The organism is Gilliamella apicola (assembly GCF_003202915.1).
GTDB lineage: Bacteria > Pseudomonadota > Gammaproteobacteria > Enterobacterales > Orbaceae > Gilliamella > Gilliamella apicola_Q.
This window is the reverse complement of record NZ_QGLP01000010.1, coordinates 48,095-72,376: the sequence shown is the minus strand read 5'-3', so window position 1 is coordinate 72,376 and position 24,282 is coordinate 48,095. Positions and strand designations below refer to the sequence as shown.

General features: G+C 35.8%; 25 protein-coding genes. 17 read left to right on the top strand and 8 right to left on the bottom strand.

Going from position 1 to position 24,282, the window contains the following annotated elements:
• The first annotated feature begins 134 nt into the window (after positions 1–134).
• The 10 genes from DKK79_RS13550 (at position 135) to asd (ending at position 9,776) form a co-directional block, all read left to right on the top strand.
• Positions 135–866, top strand: coding sequence for a GntR family transcriptional regulator (locus tag DKK79_RS13550; protein WP_181415325.1), 732 nt, complete (start codon positions 135–137; stop codon positions 864–866).
• Positions 853–1,536, top strand: a complete 684-nt coding sequence (locus tag DKK79_RS13545) for a GntR family transcriptional regulator (RefSeq protein WP_110424517.1) — start codon at positions 853–855, stop codon at positions 1,534–1,536. Before DKK79_RS13550 ends, DKK79_RS13545 begins: the two co-directional genes overlap by 14 nt.
• Before the next feature lie 12 nt (positions 1,537–1,548).
• A complete protein-coding gene (locus DKK79_RS13540; protein ID WP_034882331.1) occupies positions 1,549–2,016 on the top strand; it encodes a PTS sugar transporter subunit IIB in 468 nt (155 codons plus the stop codon).
• A 17-nt stretch (positions 2,017–2,033) separates the two neighbouring features.
• The gene (locus tag DKK79_RS13535) at positions 2,034–2,867 is read left to right on the top strand and encodes a PTS mannose/fructose/sorbose/N-acetylgalactosamine transporter subunit IIC (protein ID WP_110424516.1); all 834 of its coding nucleotides are present in this window, start codon (positions 2,034–2,036) and stop codon (positions 2,865–2,867) included.
• Positions 2,848–3,672 (top strand): PTS system mannose/fructose/sorbose family transporter subunit IID, encoded by an 825-nt coding sequence (locus DKK79_RS13530; protein ID WP_034882335.1) that lies wholly within the window; start codon positions 2,848–2,850, stop codon positions 3,670–3,672. The genes DKK79_RS13535 and DKK79_RS13530 overlap by 20 nt, the downstream gene beginning before the upstream one ends.
• A 13-nt stretch (positions 3,673–3,685) precedes the next feature.
• The gene (locus DKK79_RS13525; RefSeq protein WP_110424515.1) at positions 3,686–4,765 is read left to right on the top strand and encodes an SIS domain-containing protein; all 1,080 of its coding nucleotides are present in this window, start codon (positions 3,686–3,688) and stop codon (positions 4,763–4,765) included.
• A gap of 2 nt (positions 4,766–4,767) precedes the next feature.
• Entirely contained in the window at positions 4,768–5,766 is a 999-nt protein-coding gene (locus DKK79_RS13520) for an SIS domain-containing protein (RefSeq protein WP_034882339.1), read from the top strand.
• 17 nt (positions 5,767–5,783) lie between these two features.
• Complete coding sequence (locus DKK79_RS13515) at positions 5,784–6,215, top strand: PTS sugar transporter subunit IIA (RefSeq protein WP_110424514.1); 432 nt, start codon at positions 5,784–5,786, stop codon at positions 6,213–6,215.
• A 215-nt stretch (positions 6,216–6,430) separates the two neighbouring features.
• Positions 6,431–8,494: a prolyl oligopeptidase family serine peptidase gene (locus tag DKK79_RS13510; protein WP_110424513.1), complete on the top strand. Its 2,064-nt coding sequence runs from the start codon at positions 6,431–6,433 to the stop codon at positions 8,492–8,494.
• 178 nt (positions 8,495–8,672) lie between these two features.
• Positions 8,673–9,776: an aspartate-semialdehyde dehydrogenase gene (gene asd / locus DKK79_RS13505; protein WP_110424512.1), complete on the top strand. Its 1,104-nt coding sequence runs from the start codon at positions 8,673–8,675 to the stop codon at positions 9,774–9,776.
• Between the two features lie 65 nt (positions 9,777–9,841).
• Here the strand turns inward: asd and DKK79_RS13500 are convergent, their stop codons facing one another.
• Genes DKK79_RS13500 through nagB form a run of 3 tightly spaced genes read right to left on the bottom strand, consistent with a single transcriptional unit; the run spans position 9,842 to position 13,062 of the window.
• Entirely contained in the window at positions 9,842–11,065 is a 1,224-nt protein-coding gene (locus DKK79_RS13500) for an ROK family protein (protein WP_034882341.1), read from the bottom strand.
• A gap of 36 nt (positions 11,066–11,101) precedes the next feature.
• A complete protein-coding gene (nagA, locus tag DKK79_RS13495; RefSeq protein ID WP_110424511.1) occupies positions 11,102–12,244 on the bottom strand; it encodes an N-acetylglucosamine-6-phosphate deacetylase in 1,143 nt (380 codons plus the stop codon).
• 11 nt (positions 12,245–12,255) lie between these two features.
• Positions 12,256–13,062 (bottom strand): glucosamine-6-phosphate deaminase, encoded by an 807-nt coding sequence (gene nagB, locus DKK79_RS13490; RefSeq protein ID WP_034882343.1) that lies wholly within the window; start codon positions 13,060–13,062, stop codon positions 12,256–12,258.
• A 249-nt stretch (positions 13,063–13,311) separates the two neighbouring features.
• On the opposite strand from nagB, the gene nagE reads away from it, so the two are divergent.
• On the top strand, positions 13,312–14,817 hold the full coding sequence (gene nagE / locus DKK79_RS13485; protein WP_034882344.1) for an N-acetylglucosamine-specific PTS transporter subunit IIBC: 1,506 nt from the start codon (positions 13,312–13,314) through the stop codon (positions 14,815–14,817).
• 157 nt (positions 14,818–14,974) lie between these two features.
• Here the strand turns inward: nagE and tusC are convergent, their stop codons facing one another.
• From tusC to fkpA, 3 genes are read right to left on the bottom strand one after another with little or no spacing between them, the layout of a single operon-like run.
• Positions 14,975–15,328 carry a sulfurtransferase complex subunit TusC gene (gene tusC / locus DKK79_RS13480; RefSeq protein ID WP_034882345.1) on the bottom strand — a complete coding sequence of 118 codons (354 nt, stop codon included), beginning with the start codon at positions 15,326–15,328 and terminating at the stop codon, positions 14,975–14,977.
• 15 nt (positions 15,329–15,343) lie between these two features.
• Positions 15,344–15,709, bottom strand: a complete 366-nt coding sequence (gene tusD / locus DKK79_RS13475; RefSeq protein WP_034882346.1) for a sulfurtransferase complex subunit TusD — start codon at positions 15,707–15,709, stop codon at positions 15,344–15,346.
• A 28-nt stretch (positions 15,710–15,737) separates the two neighbouring features.
• Complete coding sequence (fkpA, locus tag DKK79_RS13470) at positions 15,738–16,616, bottom strand: FKBP-type peptidyl-prolyl cis-trans isomerase (protein WP_034882347.1); 879 nt, start codon at positions 16,614–16,616, stop codon at positions 15,738–15,740.
• Positions 16,617–16,850: 234 nt separating this feature from the next.
• On the opposite strand from fkpA, the gene fabZ reads away from it, so the two are divergent.
• From fabZ to rnhB, 4 genes are read left to right on the top strand one after another with little or no spacing between them, the layout of a single operon-like run.
• A complete protein-coding gene (fabZ, locus tag DKK79_RS13465; RefSeq protein WP_034882348.1) occupies positions 16,851–17,297 on the top strand; it encodes a 3-hydroxyacyl-ACP dehydratase FabZ in 447 nt (148 codons plus the stop codon).
• Positions 17,298–17,338: 41 nt separating this feature from the next.
• The gene (gene lpxA, locus DKK79_RS13460; RefSeq protein WP_034882349.1) at positions 17,339–18,118 is read left to right on the top strand and encodes an acyl-ACP--UDP-N-acetylglucosamine O-acyltransferase; all 780 of its coding nucleotides are present in this window, start codon (positions 17,339–17,341) and stop codon (positions 18,116–18,118) included.
• On the top strand, positions 18,118–19,272 hold the full coding sequence (gene lpxB, locus DKK79_RS13455) for a lipid-A-disaccharide synthase (RefSeq protein WP_110424510.1): 1,155 nt from the start codon (positions 18,118–18,120) through the stop codon (positions 19,270–19,272). The genes lpxA and lpxB overlap by 1 nt, the downstream gene beginning before the upstream one ends.
• Positions 19,263–19,856, top strand: coding sequence for a ribonuclease HII (gene rnhB / locus DKK79_RS13450; protein ID WP_034882351.1), 594 nt, complete (start codon positions 19,263–19,265; stop codon positions 19,854–19,856). The genes lpxB and rnhB overlap by 10 nt, the downstream gene beginning before the upstream one ends.
• 2 nt (positions 19,857–19,858) lie before the next feature.
• Here rnhB and DKK79_RS13445 read toward each other — a convergent pair whose 3' ends face one another.
• Both DKK79_RS13445 and DKK79_RS13440 read right to left on the bottom strand, forming a co-directional pair.
• On the bottom strand, positions 19,859–20,458 hold the full coding sequence (locus DKK79_RS13445) for a YiiX family permuted papain-like enzyme (RefSeq protein ID WP_034882352.1): 600 nt from the start codon (positions 20,456–20,458) through the stop codon (positions 19,859–19,861).
• Between the two features lie 101 nt (positions 20,459–20,559).
• The gene (locus DKK79_RS13440; RefSeq protein WP_110424509.1) at positions 20,560–21,849 is read right to left on the bottom strand and encodes an NAD(P)/FAD-dependent oxidoreductase; all 1,290 of its coding nucleotides are present in this window, start codon (positions 21,847–21,849) and stop codon (positions 20,560–20,562) included.
• A gap of 338 nt (positions 21,850–22,187) precedes the next feature.
• On the opposite strand from DKK79_RS13440, the gene DKK79_RS13435 reads away from it, so the two are divergent.
• Together DKK79_RS13435 and DKK79_RS13430 are read left to right on the top strand one after the other, a co-directional pair.
• Positions 22,188–23,159, top strand: coding sequence for an HlyD family secretion protein (locus DKK79_RS13435; RefSeq protein WP_034882353.1), 972 nt, complete (start codon positions 22,188–22,190; stop codon positions 23,157–23,159).
• Entirely contained in the window at positions 23,141–24,280 is a 1,140-nt protein-coding gene (locus DKK79_RS13430) for an ABC transporter permease (protein WP_034882354.1), read from the top strand. The genes DKK79_RS13435 and DKK79_RS13430 overlap by 19 nt, the downstream gene beginning before the upstream one ends.
• Positions 24,281–24,282: the final 2 nt, after the last annotated feature.

Below are 24,282 nucleotides of genomic sequence, written 5' to 3'. Positions count from 1 at the left end.
AAATTGTGATCTACACAACAGTTTTGGTACTTAAAATTGACAACATGTATCTTTTTGACTATTTTTTAACAATAGTTACGTTAATTTAACGTATATCTGTTTTATAAAAAAGTCCAAACATGGAGTATGATTTTTTGGAATATCGTGAAATTGCTTCAAAAACTTATGTTGAAGAACAAATTAAAGCTAATCCGACTATTGTCAGTCAAAAATTGACAGAACGGGCACTAGCAGAACATTTTGGTGTAAGTCGTACAACAATAAGAAATGCTTTGAATGATTTAGCTATGGAAGGTTATGTATTCCAAGCTGAGACTGATGTCGAACAGCATAAAATTTTTGAGATTAACATGTTAAAAATGTCTTCTTTTAGTGAAGAAGTTAAAAAAGAAGATGATATTGACATTAATATAAAAGTTCTGAGCAATCAAATTATTAATATGCCGGCTGAACTAAGAGCCTTTTTTGGTTCAAACGAAAAATTGATTAGAATTATTCGACAAAGGATATTAAACAAAACCCCGCTTTCTTACGAAATAACCTATTTATCATCTAATAAGTTCAAAGGTTTAGAGCAAGTCGATTTAAATAATGTCTCTCTTTATCAATTTTTAAAAGAGCATTATCCAGTTAAACCTAGTCATGGCCGTGAAGAAATAACCTATGAGTTAGCAGCTGAAGATAAGGCTAAATATTTACAAGTTATTGATGGCACACCCATTTACAAAGTTTCCAGTAATAATTTTGATGATAATTTTCAACCATTTGAACATACCGAACAATATCTAGTAGGCAATCGATTTAAATATCATCTATCGGCTAAAAATATCTTCAATTATGGAGAAAAAAATAATGAAATTGTTTGAAAAAATAGCTGATCATTTAATCGAGAAAATTAACACCGGCCAATATGGTGTGGGTTCGGAATTACCTCCAGAAGTCCAATTACAGAAAGATTATGATGTTAGCCGAACAACTGTGCGTAAAGCCATTGATCTATTGGTAGAAAAAAATATGGTTGTTCGAAAAAAAGGTGTTGGTTTATTTGTTGCGCCAATGCTTTCTACGCAAAATATTTTAGAGATGACCGGTATTATTAAACCGGGTACTTATCAACATCACAAAAAAATTATCAAAGAAGCTTATTTAAGACAAGCGGGTCTTTATTACAGTCAATTACTGAAAATAAAACCATCAGAATTGATTTATTACATTAGTTTTTTAGAAATAGCAAAAAATAGTGTCGTGAAAGAAATTTTTATTTTACCACTTAACCATTTTCCTGATTTTCAAGTTTCAATAATAAAAGTGCTGTCTGCACTTGAAATCACCAATTCAGGTAAGAAAAAAGTCGATAAATTAGAACAAGATTTACAGCTTATTGTTGCCAATGCTGAATTAGCCAAACAACTACGCTGCCAAATCAATGAACCATTATTTAAAGTGTCTAATCACTATTTTGATATAAATAGCGAACCGATTGCCATTGAATACAAATTCGCTAGTAATACTAAATATGTGGTGGATTTCACCTAGGAGGAAAAACCAATGATTAAATTATTACGTGTCGATCACCGCTTATTGCATGGTCAGGTTGTTGTTTCATGGTTCGATAATGTTGGCGCTAATACTATTTTAGTTGCCAATGATGTGGTTGCTAATGATGAGTTTCGGAAATCAGCGATTCGGTTAGCTAAACCAGAAAATGCCAAACTGGTTATGAAATCAATTGATGACAGTATTGACGCTATTAATTCTGGTGTAACGGATAAATATCAGATGTTAGTTGTGGTGGAGTCAGTTGGAGATGCAGAAAAACTCATCCGCGGAACTCAAAGACAGATAACTAGCCTTAATTTAGGAGGAACTAAACCACGTGAAGGGACCAAGAATTACTCTAAAACAATTAATTTGACCGATTTAGAAGCGGATCTTTTAGCTGGATTGCAACAAGATGGTGTTGAAGTGTATATACAACAGATCCCAACTGAATCTAAGCAAAAATTTGAAAGATAGACTAAAAGGAATACAAAATGAGTATTGTTATTACAGCAATTATTTTAGCCTTGATAGCTATGTTGGCCAATGGTGAATATTTTTTAGGTTCATCAATGTTATCAAGACCTTTGGTTACTTGTACCTTAGCGGGGCTAGCAATGGGGGATATTTCACAAGGGATTATCATCGGTGCAACATTAGAGTTAGCGTTTGTTGGTTCTTTTTCTATTGGAGCATCTATACCACCAGAAATTATTTCAGGTAGTGTATTAGGAACAGCTTTTACCATTGGTGCCGGTAAAAGTACTGAAGTTGCTCTAGCATTAGGTATTCCAATTGCCTCTTTGGTTTTAATCGTTAAAAACTTATGTTTCTTATTTATTTTACCTTACTTTGTTCATAAAGCCGATAAGTATGCTAGTGAAGGTAATGGTAAAGGTATTGCTCGCATGAATATTTTAGGTGGTTTCTTTTCTATCAATTTACCAATTGGCTTAATAGTTGGTTTTTCATACTTATTTGGTAGTGAAGCGATAAAAAGCTTACTTGAGGTTATTCCTGAGTTTGTTATTAACGGTTTAGCAATTGCCACTGGTTTATTACCGGCATTTGGTTTTGCCATGTTAATGAAGATTATGATCAAAAAAACCAATGCAACATTCTTTATTCTTGGTTTCGCTGTAGCAGTATATATGAACGTACCTGTCACTGGTGTTGCCGTTTTTGGCGCTTGTATGGCGTTAATTCTCACCGGTTACTCTTCATTTACCGGCAAAAAACTTATCACCTCAGACAATCAAGAAGTTAATAATCAATCAGGCAAGGCTTTAGTAGGACAGGAGATCAATTATGAAGATGAAGAATTCTAATCTAATCACTAAAAAGGATTTAATGCGAACATTTTGGCGCTCTTTCACTGCTGAATGGTCATGGAACTATGAACGACAAATGAATTTAGGTTATTCTTTTGCGATTCGTCCTGCTTTAGAAAAGATTTATAGCCAAAAACCAGAACAATTAACCACTGCCTATCAACGACATTTGGAGTTTTATAATGTTACGCCATGGTTAATTACTTTCCCATTAGGTATTTCTATTGCCATGGAAGAGCAAAATGCTGTAAATAAAGATTTTGATGAAAGTTCAATAAATGACGTCAAAATTGCCTTAATGGGACCACTAAGTGGTTTGGGAGATTCATTCTTTTGGGGAACGTTACGGGTTATTGCCACAGGTATTGGTGCCTCACTGGCGATGCAAGGTAATATTCTAGGTCCACTACTATTTTTATTAATTTTTAATATTCCAGCCATTATCGCTCGTTATTTTGGTCTATTTATTGGCTATAACATTGGCGCATCTTTTATTGAAAAAGTGCAAAAAACCGGCTTAATGGATAAATTATCTTATGGTGCATCTATCTTGGGGCTCTCGGTGGTTGGCGCCATGGTGGCGACGATGGTGACACTAAATATGCCATTAACAATAGGATCTGGCGAAGAAGAAAAATCATTACAAGCCATTTTTGATGGCATTGTTCCGCAAATACTACCGTTACTATTTACTCTATTTATCTTTTTATTAGACAGAAAAGGTCTGAAAGCACATTGGATCTTATTACTGATTGCTGGTATCGGTATCTTTGGTGCTTGGAGTGGATTACTCGGTAAATAAAAAGGAATATGTAATGAAAAGTATTGCTGATTATGTAGCATTAGAACCTGAATACTATCAAAGTATTTTAGATAATTATCAAACATTGTTTGTTGATACTATTGATTTAAGCCAAGTTAAACAATTTAACTCAATTGTTATCTTTGCAACTGGTTCAAGTTCTAACGCAGCTTATGGGGCAAGACCTTTAATGAGTAAAATCTTAAAGGTTCCCGTTTATATTGAAGATCCTTCAATCGCTGCTAATTATTTACATTACAGCGATCCTAATACCTTGTATTTTGCTATTTCACAAGGAGGCGAAAGCTACTCAACGATTCATTTAGTTGAAGAGTTTATTAGGAGCAACCAAACTATCTATACGCTTACCAGTAACCCTGATAGCCCATTATATAAAATTAGTAATAATGTGTTATCTATGGGTATTCCGATTGAGGAAATGCCTTATGTCAGTGCGGGTTATAGCGTTACGATTCTTGATTTGATCTTAATTGCTTTAGTCATTGCACAAAAAAATGGCAGCATGGATGATCAACAATTTACCAGTTACTTCGATCAACTTCGAAAAGTTGCACGCTTGCTACCTAAAGTTATCGAACAATCCCAAACGTGGGTAGATCAATGTCAACACAAATTTAATCATTCGCAACGGGTCATATTTATTGGCTATGGTGCAACTTATGGTACCGCCAGAGAAGGTGAAACCAAGTTCACGGAAACTGTACGAAATAGTGCTTTTGGTAAAGAGCTCGAAGAGTATATGCATGGCCCATATTTAGGATTAGATGAGGATGATAATATCGTTTTCCTTGAGCCGCATGGCGTATTATCTGACCGTGCTGAATTGTTAAAATTATTTTTGACTAAACATGTTAAAAATATTTCGACTATTTATGCCAATAACAGTAGCAATCTTAAACCAGACGATTTGTGTCTTAATATTGATATAGATGAACTGTACGCATCACTATTTATGACGATACCCGTTCATCTATTAAGTTACCAAGTTTCAAAATTAAAAGGTCATAACCTTGAAAAATCAACCTATCCAGAATTTGATGAAATAACTAGCTCGAAAATTAAGAGGATTTAAAAATGAGAAAATATGACGAAAAAAAAGAATTAGACAGCATGAATGGTGCTTTAGCATTAAGACCACAAATCAATGAATTTATCGATAAAATCCACGAGCGTGGTTATAGCAATGTTTGTTGGTTAGGTATTGGTGGTACCTATGCATCATCAATGCAAGCAGTTGTCCATATGAAAGAAAAAACAGCGATTGAAACTTTTGTGCAACATGCGGCAGAATATTTAGTCACTGGCAATAAACGTATTACTAAAGATACGCTTATCATTATTTCATCAGTGACAGGTACGACACAGGAAGTGGTTGCTGCTATTGATAAAATTAAAAAAGAAGTAGGTTCAACGGTATTTGCTTTTATAGATAAAGCCGATACTACATTAGGCAACATGGCCGATTATGAAGTTGTTTACCCGATGAATGAACAGTTAAAATTCTTTATGACAGCCGATCGTTTAATGTTTTTAGCGGGTGAATTCCCAGATTATGATGAATTTTACCAACAAATGGATCAACATTTTGCCCAAAATATCGTAGCTGTTGCCAAAAAAGCCGATAGATTTGGTCAAGAAGTTGCTGAAAAACATCATAATGACTCAATGCATTATTTTGTTGGCACGGGTAATCAATGGGGTGCCACTTATTCTCATGCTATGTGTTATTGGGAAGAACAACACTGGTTACGATCAAAATCAATTGAATCAGCAGAATTTTTCCATGGTACGTTAGAAGTTATCGACCGTGACACAGCAGTCACTGTTTATGTTGGTGAAGATACCCAACGGCCATTAAGTGAAAGAGTAGCTAAGTTCTTACCGCAAATCTGTGGCAATTACACTATTATTGATACTAGAGATTATGAATTACCAGGTATATCGGAAAAATATCGTGGAAATCTTTCACCATTTGTCTTCCGAGCTATTAATAATCGTATCGATGCTTATGTTGAACATCTCAATCGTCATCCAATGACAATCCGTCGTTATTATCGTTGTTTAGATTATTAAAATAGGAACTTGACTCGATGATTTCTGTATTAGTCAGTACACATGGTTCAACAGCGAAAGGTTTAATTGAAACGGCGGAAATGATTTGTGGTAAACAATCTCAGTGTGAAGCTGTTTCGTTTGCTATGGGACAATCAACCGATGATTTTCAACAGCAACTGCAACAAAAGCTAAAAGCGTTACAACATTTTAGCTCGGAAATTGTCTGTTTTGTTGATTTAAAAGGTGGCACACCATTTAACACTTTAGTTAGATTGATGGCTGATTTTCCTAATATAGAAATAGTCACTGGGGTAAATGTGCCCATGCTGTTAGAAACTTTTATGCAACGCAGTGAGGTAAATCTAGCAACATTGTTACCAGATACTATACAAGCAGGCACTCAAGGGATTGAGCGGTATAATATGGCGGCGATGGCAGTAAACCAACCAAGTGATGAAGATTTCTAGAATCGACCGATCGCCAAACTAAAATAAGCCCGATAATTCGGGCTTTGTCTTATCAAAAAACAATTATCTAAATTGCCATAATAATCCCTGTTTTAGATGAAGCGTAAGCCAATACCAGTGAATAATCATCATTTGATATATTAAGATATAAATGGTAAAACTAGATAATTATTCTGGTTTTATTTTTTTCAGAGCATGATAAAAGGAAATCAATAATGTTCTTGTTCAAAAAGTATTTTTTTATCATTATCGTCTTTTTATCATTAGTGAACTGCATAAGTTGTGTATCTAACAACTCTTATTCATCAGTTGACAATTATGGTTGGATGGAAACCGATCAAGTACGCACCAATGAATGGTTATTAGCAAACTCACAGAAAAGCGAAAAAATACTTGATGCTCTGCCATGGAAAGCTTCCATTGAAAAACGATACAGAGAGTTAACAGCTTATGGAACTGAACCAATAATTTGCTGTATTAAACTAAATGGCAATAATACTTTTTACTTGAAACGAACAAGCGAGCATCCTTATAACCGTTTGTTTGTTAAAGATCGATTCGGCAAAGAAAGATTATTAGTCGACCCACCAGTTGGCTATATATATAATTTGTACCCTTCAAATGATGGTAAGTATGTTGCTTATGCTATTTCTGAAAATGACTCTGAAATTTCATCAATCAAAGTGATTAATGTAAAAACTAGAGCACATCTAGCCGATAGCTTATCCGGCATAACTGTCTCAAATTTAGTGTGGGCGAATGATAATTTATCTTTTTTCTATCATCGTAATAATTTTGCTGATTCCGGTCATCGAAAGTCAGGAACGGAGGAACTTTATCTTCATCGTTTAGGCTCCAATAGTGACAAGGATTTGGCTATTTTTGGTAAAGCTAATATTGAAAATTATCAAGCTAATATTGACCAATATACCTACTTATCGCTATCTGCCAATTGGGCAGTTGCTTCAGTAGAATCTTCAATATCCGGTGATACCATAGATTTGTATTTAACCGACTCTACTTCTCTTAATCTGGAAAACAAACATTGGAAAAAAATCATCGATAGAAAACAAAAAGTAACCAATTTTTTGCTGCGAGATAATTGGCTTTATTTGGCTAAATATAACAACTTTTCAGGTTATACTCTTTCGCGATTAGATCTTAATCATATCGATTCTCCAGAAGAAAAAATAATTGAATGGAAAAAAGGCGAATTGACTCGGTTTACAGTCAGTAAAGATGCTATTTATCTTGCTTATTATGAATCTGGAAAGTATAAATTCGTGGCTATTCCTTTTGCTGATCTGCATAACAGCAAATCGATTCCTGTTAGTGATGGTAACGAGGTAACGGCTATTTTTTCTAGTTCAGATCATAAAGAGATTTTATTTACCCAACAAAATTGGAATATACCACCAAAAATATGGCAATATGACCCTGATAGTCAGTTAATTGAAGATTCTAAAATAATAAAGACTGACGCATCACTATTTGCAGATTATGAATCAGAGCAAAAATGGGTTAAATCCAATGATGGCGAACTGATTCCACTTACACTTATTCATCGAAAAGGAATTAAACTTGATGGCAATAATCCAACTTGGTTAACGGCTTATGGCGCTTATGGCGAAAATAGTTATCCTAATTATTATGATACAGCTCGTTTAATTTGGCTTGAGAAAGGTGGAATTATTGCCATTGCCCATATTCGTGGTGGTGGAGAGTTAGGGCCTAAATGGCATCATGATGGAAAAGGAAAAAATAAGATAAATTCAGTCAATGATTTTATTAAATGCGCAAAATACCTGATTGATCATCGTTACACCAATTCATCCAAGCTAGTTATAAGTGGCGCGAGTGCAGGTGGTATTGTAATTGGCTCTGCATTAGCCAGAGATCCGCAACTTTTTGCCGCTGCATCAATTACCTCAGGTATGTTGAATATGAGCCGTTTAGATCAAATACCAATTGGTAGTGTGAATTTTGCGGAATTTGGTTCGCCTTTTAATAAACAGGAATTTAAAAATCTGCAAACTATCGATGCTTATCTTAATCTACGTAAAGGTGTTAACTACCCACCAGTGATGCTTTCAGTTGGTTTACAAGATGCACGAGTATCTCCTTGGCAGAGTGCCAAATTTGCGGCCCGACTCGGTGAGATAAATCGTTCTCAAAATGAAAACGTCTTTATTATAGCTAACCAAGAAGATGGCCATTTTATTAATTATTTTGTCGATATGATGGTGTTTTTTATGTGGAAAACAAATATTAGTGACTAGTTTATGATGAGCTAGTTTTTGTGTCACCTTCAGTTTTGTCTATAAAATTATATATAACATCACGTTATCATATCCGCGACTACAAAAATAATTCTTATCTGACTTGTTTTATGATGATATTTTGCTTTAATAGTCAGTAAATATTTCTTTATATAACATCTACCTTTGGAAATAAACTATGAAAAATGTTGGTTTTGTTGGTTGGCGAGGAATGGTTGGTTCTGTTCTTATGCAACGAATGGTTGAAGAACATGATTTTGATTATATCAATCCTGTTTTCTTTTCTACATCACAAGCAGGTCAAGCTGCGCCTACTTTTGGCGGTAAAACAGGAACATTGCAAAGCGCAGATAATATTGATGCGCTGCAAGCATTAGATATTATTGTGACCTGTCAAGGTGGTGATTATACTTCTGATATTTATAAAAAATTGCGGGCAACTGGCTGGCAAGGTTATTGGATTGATGCGGCTTCAACCTTGAGAATGGAAGATGAAGCAATCATCGTTCTTGATCCAGTCAATAAAGCGAATATCCAGACCGCTTTAGACAAAGGAATAAAGACCTTTGTTGGTGGTAACTGTACGGTAAGTTTAATGTTGATGTCACTTGGTGGATTGTTTGCTGAAAACTTAGTTGATTGGATTTCGGTTTCCACTTATCAAGCGGCTTCCGGTGGCGGTGCACGTCATATGCGTGAGTTACTTACTCAAATGGGAATGTTAAACGCCGAAGTGGCTAAAGAACTTCAAGATCCTAACTCTTCTATTTTAGATATTGAACGCAAAGTGACGCAAAAAATGCGAGATGGTAGTTTACCAACTGATAATTTTGGTGTGCCATTAGCGGGTAGCTTAATTCCTTGGATTGATAAGGCTCTTGATAATGGCCAAAGTCGTGAAGAGTGGAAAGGTCAAGCGGAAACCAATAAAATTCTAGGAACGAGTCAGATTATTCCAGTCGATGGACTTTGTGTACGAGTTGGGGCATTACGTTGTCATAGTCAATCGTTCACGATTAAGTTGAAAAAAGATATCAGTGTTGCGGAAGTTGAAAAGTTACTGGCAGCACATAACGATTGGGTTAAAGTTATCCCTAATGATCGTGAGCTTTCAATGCGAGAACTCACTCCAGCAGCGGTTACGGGTACATTAACTACTCCTGTAGGACGCTTACGTAAATTGAATATGGGTAAAGACTATTTATCTGCCTTTACGGTTGGCGATCAGCTATTATGGGGTGCTGCCGAACCATTACGAAGAATGCTTCGTATCTTAGCTTAATGATGAATAATAAAAGCCCAGTTGATGGGCTTTTATATTTTTATTATCAAACGATACTCGTGTTATTAGATTGTTTCTAACAAGGTCATTAACAGTGAACCGTTAAATAACGCTTGTTGTACTAAGGCAAATGCCCCAATTGCTGAACGGTCATTAAGTGATGAACAATTAATGGTAAGATTATTTCTTAACTCTTCTAAGCTTTGGGCATTTAACGCGCTATTTACCGCATTTAACAATACGTCTGGTGATTTAGTTAATTCGCCTGCCAACACAATTCGTTGTGGATTAAAAATATTGACCATCATGGCAACTGCTCTACCCAAATTTTCACCAGCATCTTTGACTAACTTAATTGCCAGTTCATCACCTTGATTAGCATATTTACAAATATTGGCAATATTACAGTCATCCAAACATAATTTAGTTGGATAACCCTGCTCAATCATCTGTTTAGCTCGAAGCTCAATCGCTTTATTAACTACTCGATTTTCCAAACAGCCAAAATTGCCACAATGGCAACGTTCACCTAATGCATCGATTTGAATGTGACCAACTTCGCAAGCACTTTGGTTATGGTTAGTTAGCAATTGTTGGTTAACAATTACACCGGAACCCACACCTCGATGCACACGAATCAAAATGGAATCATCAACATCTTGAGTTGAACCAAAATAACTTTCTGCTAAAGCTAAACTTTGAATATCATTGCCAATAAAAATCGAAACCTTGAACTTTTCTCGCAGGACATCAGCTAAAGGCCATGCTTTAACTTGAATATGGGGGGTATAACGAATAATTCCGCGTACAGAGTCAATCAAACCAGGTAATACTACTGATATCGCCACAAGGTGTTTTACTTTTTTGTTGTTTTGCTCTATGAATTGATCGATTAATGCAATTAAATACTCTTCGGCTGATTGTTGGGTAAACAAAGTTAATGGATAAACTTCGGAAACTAAACTGTTAGCGCCAAAATCATAAAGTTCAATGGTGACATGCGAACGACTCAATTGGATAGCAATAGTTTGATAGTAACCAAATTTTGCTTGTATTGAAACAGCAGGTCGCCCGCCTGTTGATTGTTGTGCATCAACTTCTTTGATTAAGTTTTTTTTAAGAAGTTGGCGAGTAATTTTGGTGATACTGGCTGGTGCTAATTGACTAATTTCGGCGAGTTGAATGCGTGAAACAGGGGCTTGCTGAACAACCAAACGGTAAATCATTGCATAATTTAATTGTTTGATTAGTTCAGCATTACCAACTAGGTGTAGATAATTAAAGGTCATATTTTATCTCAATACTTTCATTAACTATCTCACATTCTAGCGGGTCATCTCTCCATTAACAACCGTTTTCACGTTTGAAAAATCACGATCAAAAATAACCAAGTTGGCAATTTTATTTTCGGTGATGGTGCCAAGTTGTTTATCAACGCCAATTGCTTTTGCTGGATAAAGCGTTGCCATTCTTAATGCTTCATCTAACGCAATTCCAACATATTCAACCGCATTTTTTACTGCTTCAATCATGGTTAATGCTGAACCACCTAATGTGCCATTTTCATCAACACAACGGCCATCTTTGTAATAGATAGTTTTATCAGCAAATACCCCAGAAGTTAAATTAGAGCCGGCTAATAACATCGCATCAGTAATCAAAATTAAATGGTCTTGTTTAATTTTATGACTATTACGAATATTCGCCCAACTTACATGTTGTCCATCTGCAATAATACCAACATAAACTTCTGGTTCATCATAAATTGCACCAACAACACCCGGCTCACGACCAGTAATATAAGGCATTGCATTAAATAGATGCGTACCTAAACGAATACCGGCATTAAAACCACGACGGCAATCTTCATAATGGCCGTTAGAATGGCCAACAGAAACATGAATGCCAGCTTCAGCTAATTGTTTAATATAATGAGATTCAACTTTTTCAGGAGCTAACGTAATAATTTTTATTACATCGGCATTGTCACAAAGAAAGTCGATCATTTTTTGTGAAGGTTGGCGGATGTAATTGACGTTATGTATACCTTTCTTTTCAGGGTTAATATAAGGCCCTTCAAGGTGTAAACCTAATGCTTGGTTTGGATGTTTAGCCAAATATTCACACATTACATTTACTGCTTTAATCATAAATTCATCAGTTGAAGTGATTAACGTCGGTAAATAGCTGGTACAGCCATAAACAAGATTGGTTGCTTGCATTTTTTCTAATGTTTCAACACTTAACGCATCAAGTGTTTCATTAAATTGAACACCACCACAACCATTGACTTGAATGTCAATAAGACCCGGTGCGACGATGGCACCTTGTAAATCTTTAATGGTGATACCTGCTGGTAATTCTTCTTGTTTACAAACTTTGGCAATCTTATCGCCGTCGATTACAACGGCGTGATTTTCAAGAATTTCATAACCAGTATAAATACGGCAATTTGTTAATGCGTACATTGAGTTATCCTTTATAAAACGGTCACTTTAAGGTTATCAGCTTCCATTTGTTGGAAATATTTTAGAGTTTTCACTTTAAGATCATCAGTACTCGGCTCATCACAAACAATAATTGATGCAGGATGCATTTGTAATGCGGTAACTGTCCATAAATGATTAACTGATCCTTCAACACCAGCTTGTAAAGCTAAACTTTTGTTGTGGCCACAAACTAATAAGATCACTTCCTGTGCATCCATTAATGTTGCAACACCGATAGTTAACGCGTGTTTTGGAACTTGTTTGATATCATTATCAAAGAAGCGTGAATTAGCGATAATGGTATCTTCAGTTAAGGTTTTAATCCGCGTTCTTGAACAAAGCGAAGAACCTGGTTCATTAAAGGCAATATGCCCATCTTGACCAACACCACCAACAAAAATATTGATTTTACCATAGGATTTAATTTTTTCTTCGTATGCTCGGCACTCTTCATCAATATCAGGTGCATTACCATTTAATATATGGATATTGTTTTTATCAATATCAACATGATTGAAGAAATTTTCATACATAAAAGTGTGATAACTTTGTGGATGATCTTCAGGAAGGCCAACATACTCATCCATATTGAAAGTAACTACATTTTTAAAACTGACGTTACCTGCTTGGTATTGTTTAATCAGTTGTTGATACATAACTAGCGGTGAACTTCCTGTTGGTAAGCCTAATAAAAACGGACGATCCGCTGTCGGTTTAAATTGATTAATTTTGTTAACAATGCGCTGCGCTACCCAAGCGCCGACTTCTTGCGCACTTTCTAAAGGAATAAGTCTCATAAGATATAGCCTCTTCTGATATAATTAAATAAAATCTTTTTTTTTAAAGTAAAATATGTTGCGGGTATTCTACTATATTAAAGTAATTAATCAAAAAAAAATCGTGATGTAAATCACAAAAAGCAAACATTTAATTTGCGAAGTAAAATAATATAATGTCAAATATAGTTGACTTACACACTTTTACTTAACGATGTGATATTTCACTATTTTTAAGTAACTCCCAAATAATAATATGAGGTAAAACTTATGGGAATTTTAGCTTATTTACAACGAATTGGGCGCTCACTGATGGTGCCTGTGGCAGTATTACCAGCTGCTGCAATACTTTTAGGTGTTGGTTATTGGATTGATTCAGATGGTTGGGGGGCCAACAATATTGCTGCGGCATTTTTGATTAAATCCGGCAGTGCTATTATCGATAATATGCCAATCCTTTTCGCAATCGGTGTTGCGTATGGTATGTCTAAAGATAAAGATGGCGCAGCAGCATTATCTGGATTGGTAGGCTTTTTAATCATTACTACACTATTATCACCAAATACTATTGCCCTATTTGAAGGTGTTGATACCAGTGTAAAAGGTTGGGAGGCACAGATATCCCCCTCTTTTTTCAAGATAAATAACCAATTTATCGGTATTTTAGTTGGGATTATGTCTGCTGAACTATATAACCGCTTTAGTTCTGTTGAACTACATAAAACATTAGCTTTTTTCAGTGGTAAGCGTTTGGTCCCAATCATTGTATCTATGGTGATGTTACTTGTTTCTGTAGTGCTATATTTTATTTGGCCTATGGTCTTTAGCGCATTAGTATCTTTTGGTGAATGGATTAAGAATTTAGGTTCAGTGGGTGCAGGTATTTATGGCTTCTTTAACCGTTTATTAATTCCTGTTGGTTTACACCATGCGTTAAACTCAGTATTTTGGTTTGATGTGGCAGGTGTTAATGATATTCCTAACTTCTTAGGCGGACAAGGTTCTATTGATTCTGGTAAAGCGATTGCAGGTATAACTGGTCGTTATCAAGCAGGTTTCTTCCCTATTATGATGTTTGGTTTACCTGGTGCTGCACTGGCAATTTATCATTCTGCTAAAAAAGGTAATAAAGATAAAACAGCTTCAATTATGTTAGCGGCATCTTTTGCGGCCTTCTTTACTGGTATTACTGAACCTTTAGAATTTGCCTTCATGTTTGTTGCGCCTGTGTTATATGTAATCCATGCTGTTTTAACGGGGATCTCTCTATTTATTGCTGCAACCATGCAATGGATATCTGGATTTGCATTCAGTGCAGGTCTAATCGATATGTTGTTACAATCTCGTAACCCATTAGCTGTACATTGGTATATGTTAATTCTACAAGGTATCGTATTCTTCTTTGTTTACTATATCGTATTCCGCTTTGTAATTGTGAAATTCAATCTTAAAACGCCGGGTCGTGAAGATGATGTTGCTAATGCAACTGAAATTAGTGAAGAAACATCAGCACAAGAAAAAGCACCAGTTGGTGGTGATTTATCTAAACTTGCTGAACAATATATAGTAGTTATTGGTGGTAAAGAAAACTTAACTAATATTGATTCATGTATTACTCGTTTACGTTTGAATGTTCATGATACCGATCTAATTGATGAACAAGCAGCTAAAGCACTAGGTGCAATGGCAGTTATAAAATTAGGTAAAACCGGTGTGCAAATCGTGGTTGGTCAACAAGCTGAAAAGATTGCCGATCATATGAAAAAGTTAGTTTAATATAAATTTTATCTACTAAGTTTGTTTAAAATAATCCCCGCAGCTTATTATAGCCACGGGGATTTTTATTATTACTTGCAAAATTAGGTTAAATATTAATAAGATAATTTTCAAATTAAAGAATAAAAGAGTTGCGTAATCGAGGTTCTAAAGGTAATTAAAAGCGTAAAACCGCGTCTTGACTCGCTAGTAATTGGTGCAATTGTTTATTTTCAATTAGTTGGTTGGCAATATTGATGGTTATTTGGCTTAAATTCCGTTCATCTAATGATGCTTTACAGACATAAACATCTTCAATGTCATAAAGTTCCAACATATTAAAAGTGGCAATGTAATCACGCATTAATATCAACTCTGGATGTTGATTAGCTAATAGATGAAATACACCATCGCCGATAAAAAAGACCGATATATGATTGAATGTTGAAAGGGCTAAAGCGGTATCTAATGCTTCTCGACCTTTGGCAGTGCCATGTGGTGCTGAGCTAATAATGATTGCTACTTTTTTCATGTTATCTGCCTATATTTAAAATTGTAGAACTCGATCTGAACTTGCTACTGCTGCACTTAACTCTCCAAGACCAGTTAATTCAAAATGTTCGGCAAGATTGTCTACACTAATTCCTCGTCTTTGCGCAGCCGCTACACAGACCGTAAGCTTTAAGGAATATTGTTTAGCTAAGTTTTGCCAAGCTTTGATTAAATCAAACTCATCATTAGCCGGATCCGTATAACAGTTGGCGTTGTAAACACCATCCGCATAAAAAAAGATATTATCGATGAAATGATTAGTGCTTGAAAGCAGTATTTGCGCAAATTGATAAGCACAATAAGCAGATTGGGCCCCATAAGCAGGACCCATAACAACCAATGTATAACTTAATGGTTTCATTAGGTTGTTTTGCTGATAGTTCTTGTGTTTATTCTGTATCGGTAGCTGGAGCCGTCTCTTCATTGTGCTCTTTATCACTATCAATACCAAGTAGATCAATTTCAAAAACTAAAGTTGACGCAGGGGTAATGCTAGCTTTGTCACCTTGGTTTGGGAATCCTTGATCACCATAGGCTAATTCTGGGGGAACAACGAGTTTAATCTTACCACCGACACCAATAATTTGAATTCCTTCAGTCCAACCTTTAATAACACCATTAAGTGAGAAGGTTGCAGTTTGGTTTCGATCAAAAGAGCTATCAAATTTACGACCATCAGTTAATGTTCCAATATAGTGAACAATAACGGTATCATTCTCAGTTGGGTGAGGTCCGGTTCCTTCGTTAATAACTTTATATAATAAGCCTGATTTAGTCTTTATTACACCAGGTTCTTTGGCAAACTCTTCGCGGAATTTTTCACCAGCTGCAGTATTTTCAGCTTTTTGTTTTTCAAAACGAGCTTTACTTTCTTCTTGCACTCGTTTACCGAAAGCCTCTAGAATTGTGTTCACTTCTTCTTGGCTGAATTGTGACGAGTTTTTCATTGTTTCGTTAAAGCCGCTAATTAAATATTCTTGGTCAGCTTCAACTCCATTTTGCTCTAAGTTTGATTTTAAGTAGTTAGCAAATGAAGAACCTAGTGCATAAGATTCTTTTTGAGCTACAGTTGTAATTTTTATTTTCGCGTTTTGCTCGTCATCTTTTGCAGGTGCAGGAGTACTATTATTTTCAGTTGTATTTGCCGTTGTAGTTTTAGTGGTTGTTACCGGTGCTTTGCTTTTGTCTGTAGTTTTTTTATCATCACAACCAGCCAATGCTAAAACAATAGCACTACTTATCAATGTCATTTTAATAAATGATTTCATTTCACTCTCCAAGTTAAAAGATCTTTTAGCTAAATATTAATCGTATTATATATGATCTAATATTGGATAATATAGTTTTTACATATCATTTATATAATATAATTTATAATCAATTAAATTTATTTATTATTGAAAAACATAAAAACAAGGTTAAAAATCACTCCTTGAGTGAAAGTGGTTTCCTCAGTTATAATAGATACAATTTATAGTAAATAATGTATAAGGATAGCTATTTTGACTACCGAACTTAATACCCTTGATATTGAAGAAATTATCAGTTTACTGCCTCATCGTTATCCATTTTTAATGGTTGATCGCGTACTTAGTTATGAAAAAGGCAAAACATTAAAAGCCATTAAAAATGTGACTTTCAACGAACCTTTCTTCCAAGGTCACTTTCCTAATAAACCGATTTTCCCTGGTGTGTTAATTTTAGAAGCAATGGCTCAAGCGACAGGAATCCTTGCTTTCAAAAGCATTGAAGAACTATCGCCGGGTCAACTTTATTATTTCGCTTCAATCGATAAAGCGCGCTTTAAACGTCCTGTCGTACCAGGAGATCAAATCGTACTTGATGTTGAATATATTAAAGAGCGTCGTGGTATTGCATTGTTTCATGGTGTTGCAACAGTTGATGGTAAACTGGTTTGTGAAGCCGAAATGATGTGTGCCCGTAAATAATTTTGATTTTTGAAATATCCCAAAAGTATTAAGGAATTGCTATGGCAACGGAAATACACCCAAGTTCAGTAATAGAAAAGGGGGCAAAGATTGGTGATAATGTCAAAATCGGGCCTTTTTGTTATATTGGTGAACATGTTGAAATTGGTGACGGCACCTTTTTAAAATCACATGTTGTCGTCAATGGGCACACTAAAATTGGTCAGAATAATCAAATCTATCAATTTGCCTCAATCGGTGAGGTCAACCAAGATTTAAAATATCGTGGCGAACCAACTCGCACCGAAATTGGTGATCGCAATCTGATTCGTGAAAGTGTGACGATTCATCGTGGTACGGTTCAAGGTGGTGAGTTAACCCGTATTGGTAGTGATAATTTATTTATGATTAATGCCCATGTTGCGCATGATTGTATTATTGGTGATCGTTGTATTTTAGCCAATAATGCCACACTTGGTGGTCATGTGCAGTTAGATGATTATGTCATTATTGGCGGCATGACAGCTGTGCACCAATTTTGTGTGATCGGGTCTCACGTAATGGTTGGCGGTTGTTCTGGCGTTGCCCAAGATGTCCCACCTTATGTTATTGCTCAAGGAAATCATGCAACACCACATGGGGTCAACTATGAAGGGTTGAAACGTCGCGGTTTTAGTAAAGATGCGTTACAAGCCATTCGTAACACTTATAAAATCCTTTATCGAAACGGCTTAACCCTTGACGATGCCAAAGTTGAAATTCAATCGCTAGCTAAACAATATCCTGAAGTTCAATTGTTTATCGACTTTTTTGCTCGTTCAACTCGTGGCATTATTCGTTAATGACAGATAAACCCTTAACAGTTGCCCTAGTCGCTGGTGAAACATCTGGCGATATTCTTGGTGCAGGTTTGATTCGAGCTCTTAAAAAACACCATCCCAATATGCAATTTGTTGGCATTGCTGGCCCTCAGATGCAAGCTGAAGGTTGTAAAGCTTGGTACGAAATGGAAGAGTTATCGGTGATGGGCATTGTCGAGGTATTAGGCCGATTACGTCGTATATTAGCTATTCGTCGTGATATCACTAAACGTCTGATTGATCTAAAACCTGATATTTTTATCGGTATTGATGCCCCAGATTTTAATCTTGCCTTAGAAGGCAAACTTAAACAAGTTGGAATTAAAACCATCCATTACGTAAGTCCTTCGGTGTGGGCTTGGAAGCAAAAACGCGTATTTAAAATTAAACGCAATACCAATCTTATTTTAGCGTTTCTTCCTTTTGAAAAAGCCTTTTATGATAAATTTGATGTCCCTTGTCGTTTTATTGGTCATAAAATGGCGGACGATATCCCTTTAGAACCAGATCAAACAGCTATGCGTCAACAATTAGGTATTCCGCTTGATGGTCAATGCTTAGCTCTTTTGCCTGGCAGCCGTCATGCCGAAGTGGCTTTATTATCTGCCCCTTTTTTGCAAGCAGCTCAACTATTACGAGATAAATTGCCCGATTTACATATTGTGGTTCCTTTAGCGAACGCCAAAAGAAGACAAGAATTTGAGCAAATTAAAGCCGAAGTTGCACCACAACTTAAGGTGCAGTTAATAGATGGCCATGCGCGTGAAGCGATGATTGCTAGCAATTCAGCAATTTTGGCTTCAGGAACAGTTGCGCTTGAGTGTATGTTAGCCAAATGCCCAATGGTTGTGGGTTATAAAATGAAAGCCTTTACCTTTTGGCTGGCCAAAAAACTCATCAAAACCCCTTACGTTTCTCTACCCAATATTCTAGCGGGTAAAGAAATCGTCCCTGAGTTATTACAGCACGACTGTACACCAGAAAATATCGCTAATCATGTTCTACCCTTTTTAGATAGTGATAATGCCGAACTAAAAGCAACATTTTTGGCTTTGCATAAACAAATTCGCTGTAATGCTGATGAACAAGCTGCCCAAGCGGTATTAGATGTATTAGAGGATTCCCCTTGTTATTAGAGTTTACTTACCCGGATGCGACATTAATTGCCGGTGTTGATGAAGTTGGTCGCGGACCACTTTGTGGCGATGTCGTAACTGCTGCTGTGATTTTAGATCCGAATAAACCGATTGCGGGATTAACGGATTCTAAAAAGCTGACAGAAAAAAAACGTGAAGCCCTCTTTGATATTATTAAGCAAAATGCATTAGCATGGTGTGTTGCCAGAGCATCAGTTGATGAGATTGATAAGCTCAATATCCTGCATGCTACCATGCTAGCAATGCAACGCGCGGTGGCTGGCTTACCAATCAAACCAAATTATGTTTTAGTTGATGGTAATCGTTGCCCTAATTTTGGTATCCAAACTCAGGCGGTGGTGAAAGGTGACTTATTAGTCGCAGAAATTAGTGCCGCATCGATTTTAGCTAAGGTGACGCGGGATCGCGAAATGGTCGAGCTTGATAAGTTATACCCTCAGTATGGTTTATCCAAACATAAGGGTTATCCAACGAAAGACCATTTAAGGGCAATTGAAGAACATGGTGTGAATCATTTATATCGTAAAAGTTTTGCACCAATAAAAAAATTGTTACTCATTTAAGATCACCAGTTCTTATCAACAGTGATTAATAATGGTGAATTAAACATCGCAACTGGCGAAATTACCGTTTCTTGATAAGGGATCTTATCGCCATAACGTTCTTTTAATTTTTGTTTAACCGCTGAGGATGATAGGTTAAAATCTTTAATCGTTTGTAATTTACCAATTTTTAAATTAAGCGCTTTATTGTAAATTTTCCAAACTAATTCTGAGCAATAAATATAGTTATCATCCCAACCAAACCAAATATCGTAAGGCTTGTTTTCAAATGTGTGGGCGACTTGCTTTAAATTGGTAATTTCTTTAGCTGACAAAGTGCGATCTTTTAGCCGTTTAATCACATATTTTTTATTCTTTCCGCGATTTATCCATTTATCTAATGGCGTATAAACCACTTTACTCGCTGCTTCAAAAACATAAGGTTTACCATTTTTAGTAAAAATGATACCCATATGACTATAAGGTGACTTGGTTGCTTGCTCAACGGCTTTGCTTTGGTTTGATTGAGAAGATTGGAAAATGATATCACCATCTTGAGGTAGATAATCTGCGATAGCCGTATAGCTAGTGAAAAGTAATCCAATAATGAAAATATAACGCATAAACTATTACTTATAAAATTTAATCAATTAAGTTAATAGTATAATATAGAAACAGCTAATTAAAAATTTTTTAACTAGCTGTTAATGGTGTGATTGAATACTTAATCGCGATTGCTAAAAATGGAAGTTGATTTGGTTTTGTACATTACTTTGCTGGCACGAGCAAAGCGGATCGCTTTAAAAACCCCCAACAAACTAGCTTGGTGCATTCGATATAGCAATCGATGAATAATGAGTGCAAACCAGCCTTTTACATTCATTTCACTCTTTCCTGCTATTTTCACCACACCTTGTGCAGTATCGTGTAAAGAAATGATTGTACCATTATCAGTATACTTAAATGATTTTAATGGATTGTTATTTAGTATATTGATAATGTTTTCATAACAGATTTTAGCCATTTGATGCGCAGCTTGAGCGGTAGGTGGTGAAGCATGGCCATTATCTTGCATCGCATAAGCACTGTCACCAATAACAAAAATACTATCATCACGTGAAGTTTGCAATGTTGGTTTTACTACCAATTGGTTGGAACGGCTTGATTCTAACCCAGCAATTTCTTTCAAATAATCAGGTGCTTTAACCCCTGCAGTCCAGATCATAATATCTGCTTTGATGGTATCGCCTTCTTTTGGATAAAAACCATCACTTTCGGCTTTGGTAATCATGGTCTTAGTTAATACATGAATACCTTGTTTCTCAAGTGTTTTAGTGATGCTTGCAGCGGTCTTCTCAGGAAGAGCAGGTAAAATCCGATCGGTCGCTTCAATAACCGACACATCTAAAAGATCGGAACACATCTTATTACGACCGCAGGTGCCAAATGTTTCCACCATATGTGGTAGTTCAGAAGCTAATTCTACGCCGGTTGCACCACCACCCACGATAGCAATGCGGATTTTATCTTCCTCACTGCTTTGATCATTATCGATGATGGAACAAAAACTGGTAAATTTATTGATTAAGGTTTCTCGTAATCGTATAGCGGCATTTTGATCATCTAAGAAAATACAATGTTCTTTTACACCAGGTGTACCAAAATCATTAGAAGTACTACCAATGGCAATAACTAAAATATCATAATCAATAGTCAGCGTTTCGTCTTGATGATTAATGATAGTAATTTGTTTTTGGTCTCGATCAAGGCTAGTGAAGGTACCTTGGGTAAATTCGAAATTATGCTGTTGTCCTTGAGAAGCATAAAAAATATTATCAACTTGTTCATCAAGTACACCAGTTGCAACTTCATGCAACAATGGTTTCCATAAATGATAACTGTTTTTATCAATTAAGGTTATTTGAGCTTTTTCCGTTTTGCCTAACTTATCACCTAGGTTGGTAGCGAGTTCTAAACCGCCGGCACCACCACCAATAATAATTATTTTTTGCATATTTCAAGCCTTATTTTTTGAACTAAAAATATCATACTAAATAAGTAGGTTTTTATCTATTTCTTTTGACTGATAATATTTATAAATGAAATCTATTGAAATGGTAGTTTACAATTATTGAAATTTATTTAAGGGTGCAATAGAATATCTTTTAATGTAGTTGTAAATAATCCCATGTAGTAACCTTACTTTGGTATAAAATATAGCTTTGATTGTTTAAATAAAGCACTATATCTTGTGATATAGTAATCATTATTGATGTATATTAATTCTCGATTGCATACAATTATCCTAGTTCTTTTAGGCCTTATCTTACAATTGTCACTCAAAATAAATTTATGAATAAAAAAATATTTATTGTTATTACATTGATTGTTATTTTAATTTCGATGACGATCTTAATACGTGCTCATAATAGCCAGCTTATTTTACAAGGCGAAGTTGACGCACCCAATGTTAGCATTTCCTCAAAAGCCAAGGGGAGAGTGCAAGTTATTCATGTCAATCGTGGCGATGATGTTAAACAAAATGATGTTTTAATTACGCTCGATAGTCCTGAACTTTTAGCTCAAGTTAAAGCAGCTGAAGCTGGGCGGGATCAAGCTAAGGCGCAAGTTGAACTTTCGAAAAACGGCACTCGTGAAGAAAGTATCCGCTATTATGAAGCATTACTCGAACAAGCAAAAGTTGCTTATGACAACGCCTCGAAAGAGTACAATCGTAATAAAGCCATTTCGGCAAAAGGCTTTGTATCGCAATCAATATTGGATAATGCCCTTAAAACGCGTGATGCCGCTTATCAACAAGTTCTATCAGCTCAAGCGAATTTAGATCAAGCGCAAAATGGTGATCGTATTGAACAACGCGAAATCTATAATGCTAAATTAAAAGAGGCTGAAGAGCAGCTTAAACAATTACAGATTCAATATGATGATCTGCAAGTTAAAGCACCGGTCGATGGCGAAGTCGGTTCAATTCCTGCTGAAGTTGGTGAGTTGTTTAATCCTAATAGTCCTCTATTAACGGTTATTCGCTTACCACAAGCTTATTTCGTGTTTAACATTCGTGAAAATATTATGCCTAATATTCATAAAGGTGATCATGTTAAACTAGAAGTTCCAGCGCTTGGCAATAAAGAAGTTGAAGCTGAGGTGCGTTTTATCTCACCAATGGGTGATTATGCCACTAAACGAGCTACGCGAGCGACAGGTGATTTCGATTTAAAAACCTTTGAAATTAGACTTTATCCAACTAAACCTGTTGAAGGCTTACGCGCAGGTATGAGTACATTATGGAAAATAGACAACTAATTTCAGATTTCTGGCACCGGTTTAAAGATGCATTTAACGATGAAATCCCAGTTATATTTAAGCGCTTTACCTTTCATTGGTTAATGTGGATTTTACCGCTGATTATATTTGTTATCATCAGCAGTATTTTCTATCGAGGGGTATTATTTGACTTACCAGTAGGTTATGTTGATCAAGATAAAAGTACCTTATCTCGTGAAATTATTCGCGATCTTAATGCTGGAGCGCACGCAAATCTAACTAATTATGATAATCAGCTAAAAATGGCTGAACGTGATTTAGAGAAAGCTAAAATTTACGCTATTCTCTATATACCGCCTAATTTTGAAGCCGATGTGTTAGCCGGTCGTCAACCGACACCAATGCTTTATTATAATGCTTTATATTATAGTGCTGGTTTATATTCCATCATGGATTATTCCGGATTAATTGCCTCATTAAACACTCAATATCGTACCACTCTGGCTACCAGTATTGGTTTGCCGGTACCGAAACTTGCACAAGTTAATTTCAATTATGATGGATTATTTAATGCCAGTGGTAACTCAATGTACTTTCAGCAATTTTCTGCGGTAGTACATCTATTACAATTATTTGTAGTGACAACAACGATTCATATTCTGTCGCGATTACCAAAAAGAACTCGACCTAATTATCCATTTGTATTAGGTAAGCTAGCGCCTTATACCATTTGGTACACTATGTTATTAATGTTTGAAATAGCCATGCTGGTTCTATTTTCTGATGCTCGAGTATCAGGTTCGCCAGTCGCTATGATGTTGGTCGTGTTCTTTTATGTGATTGCGGCGCAAAGTATTGGTATTTTGCTCTATACGTTTACTAAAACAGTATTAGATGCTTATACCTATATTGGTGTGTTAGTCGGACTGGCATTAACCTATTCGGGGGTAGTTGTACCAGAACTGTCAATGCCGTGGATAGCGAGATTTATTTCGTCACTTGAACCTTTAACTTATGCGCTTAATAAATTGTTCGATCTTTTTTTGCGGCATTCTAGCTATCTATCCGTATTAAAAACCTGTGGTATTTTAATGATCTATCCAATCATTATCACAGTGCTAGTTAGAAAACGTTTAGTCAAACGTTTACATTCACAGTAAGA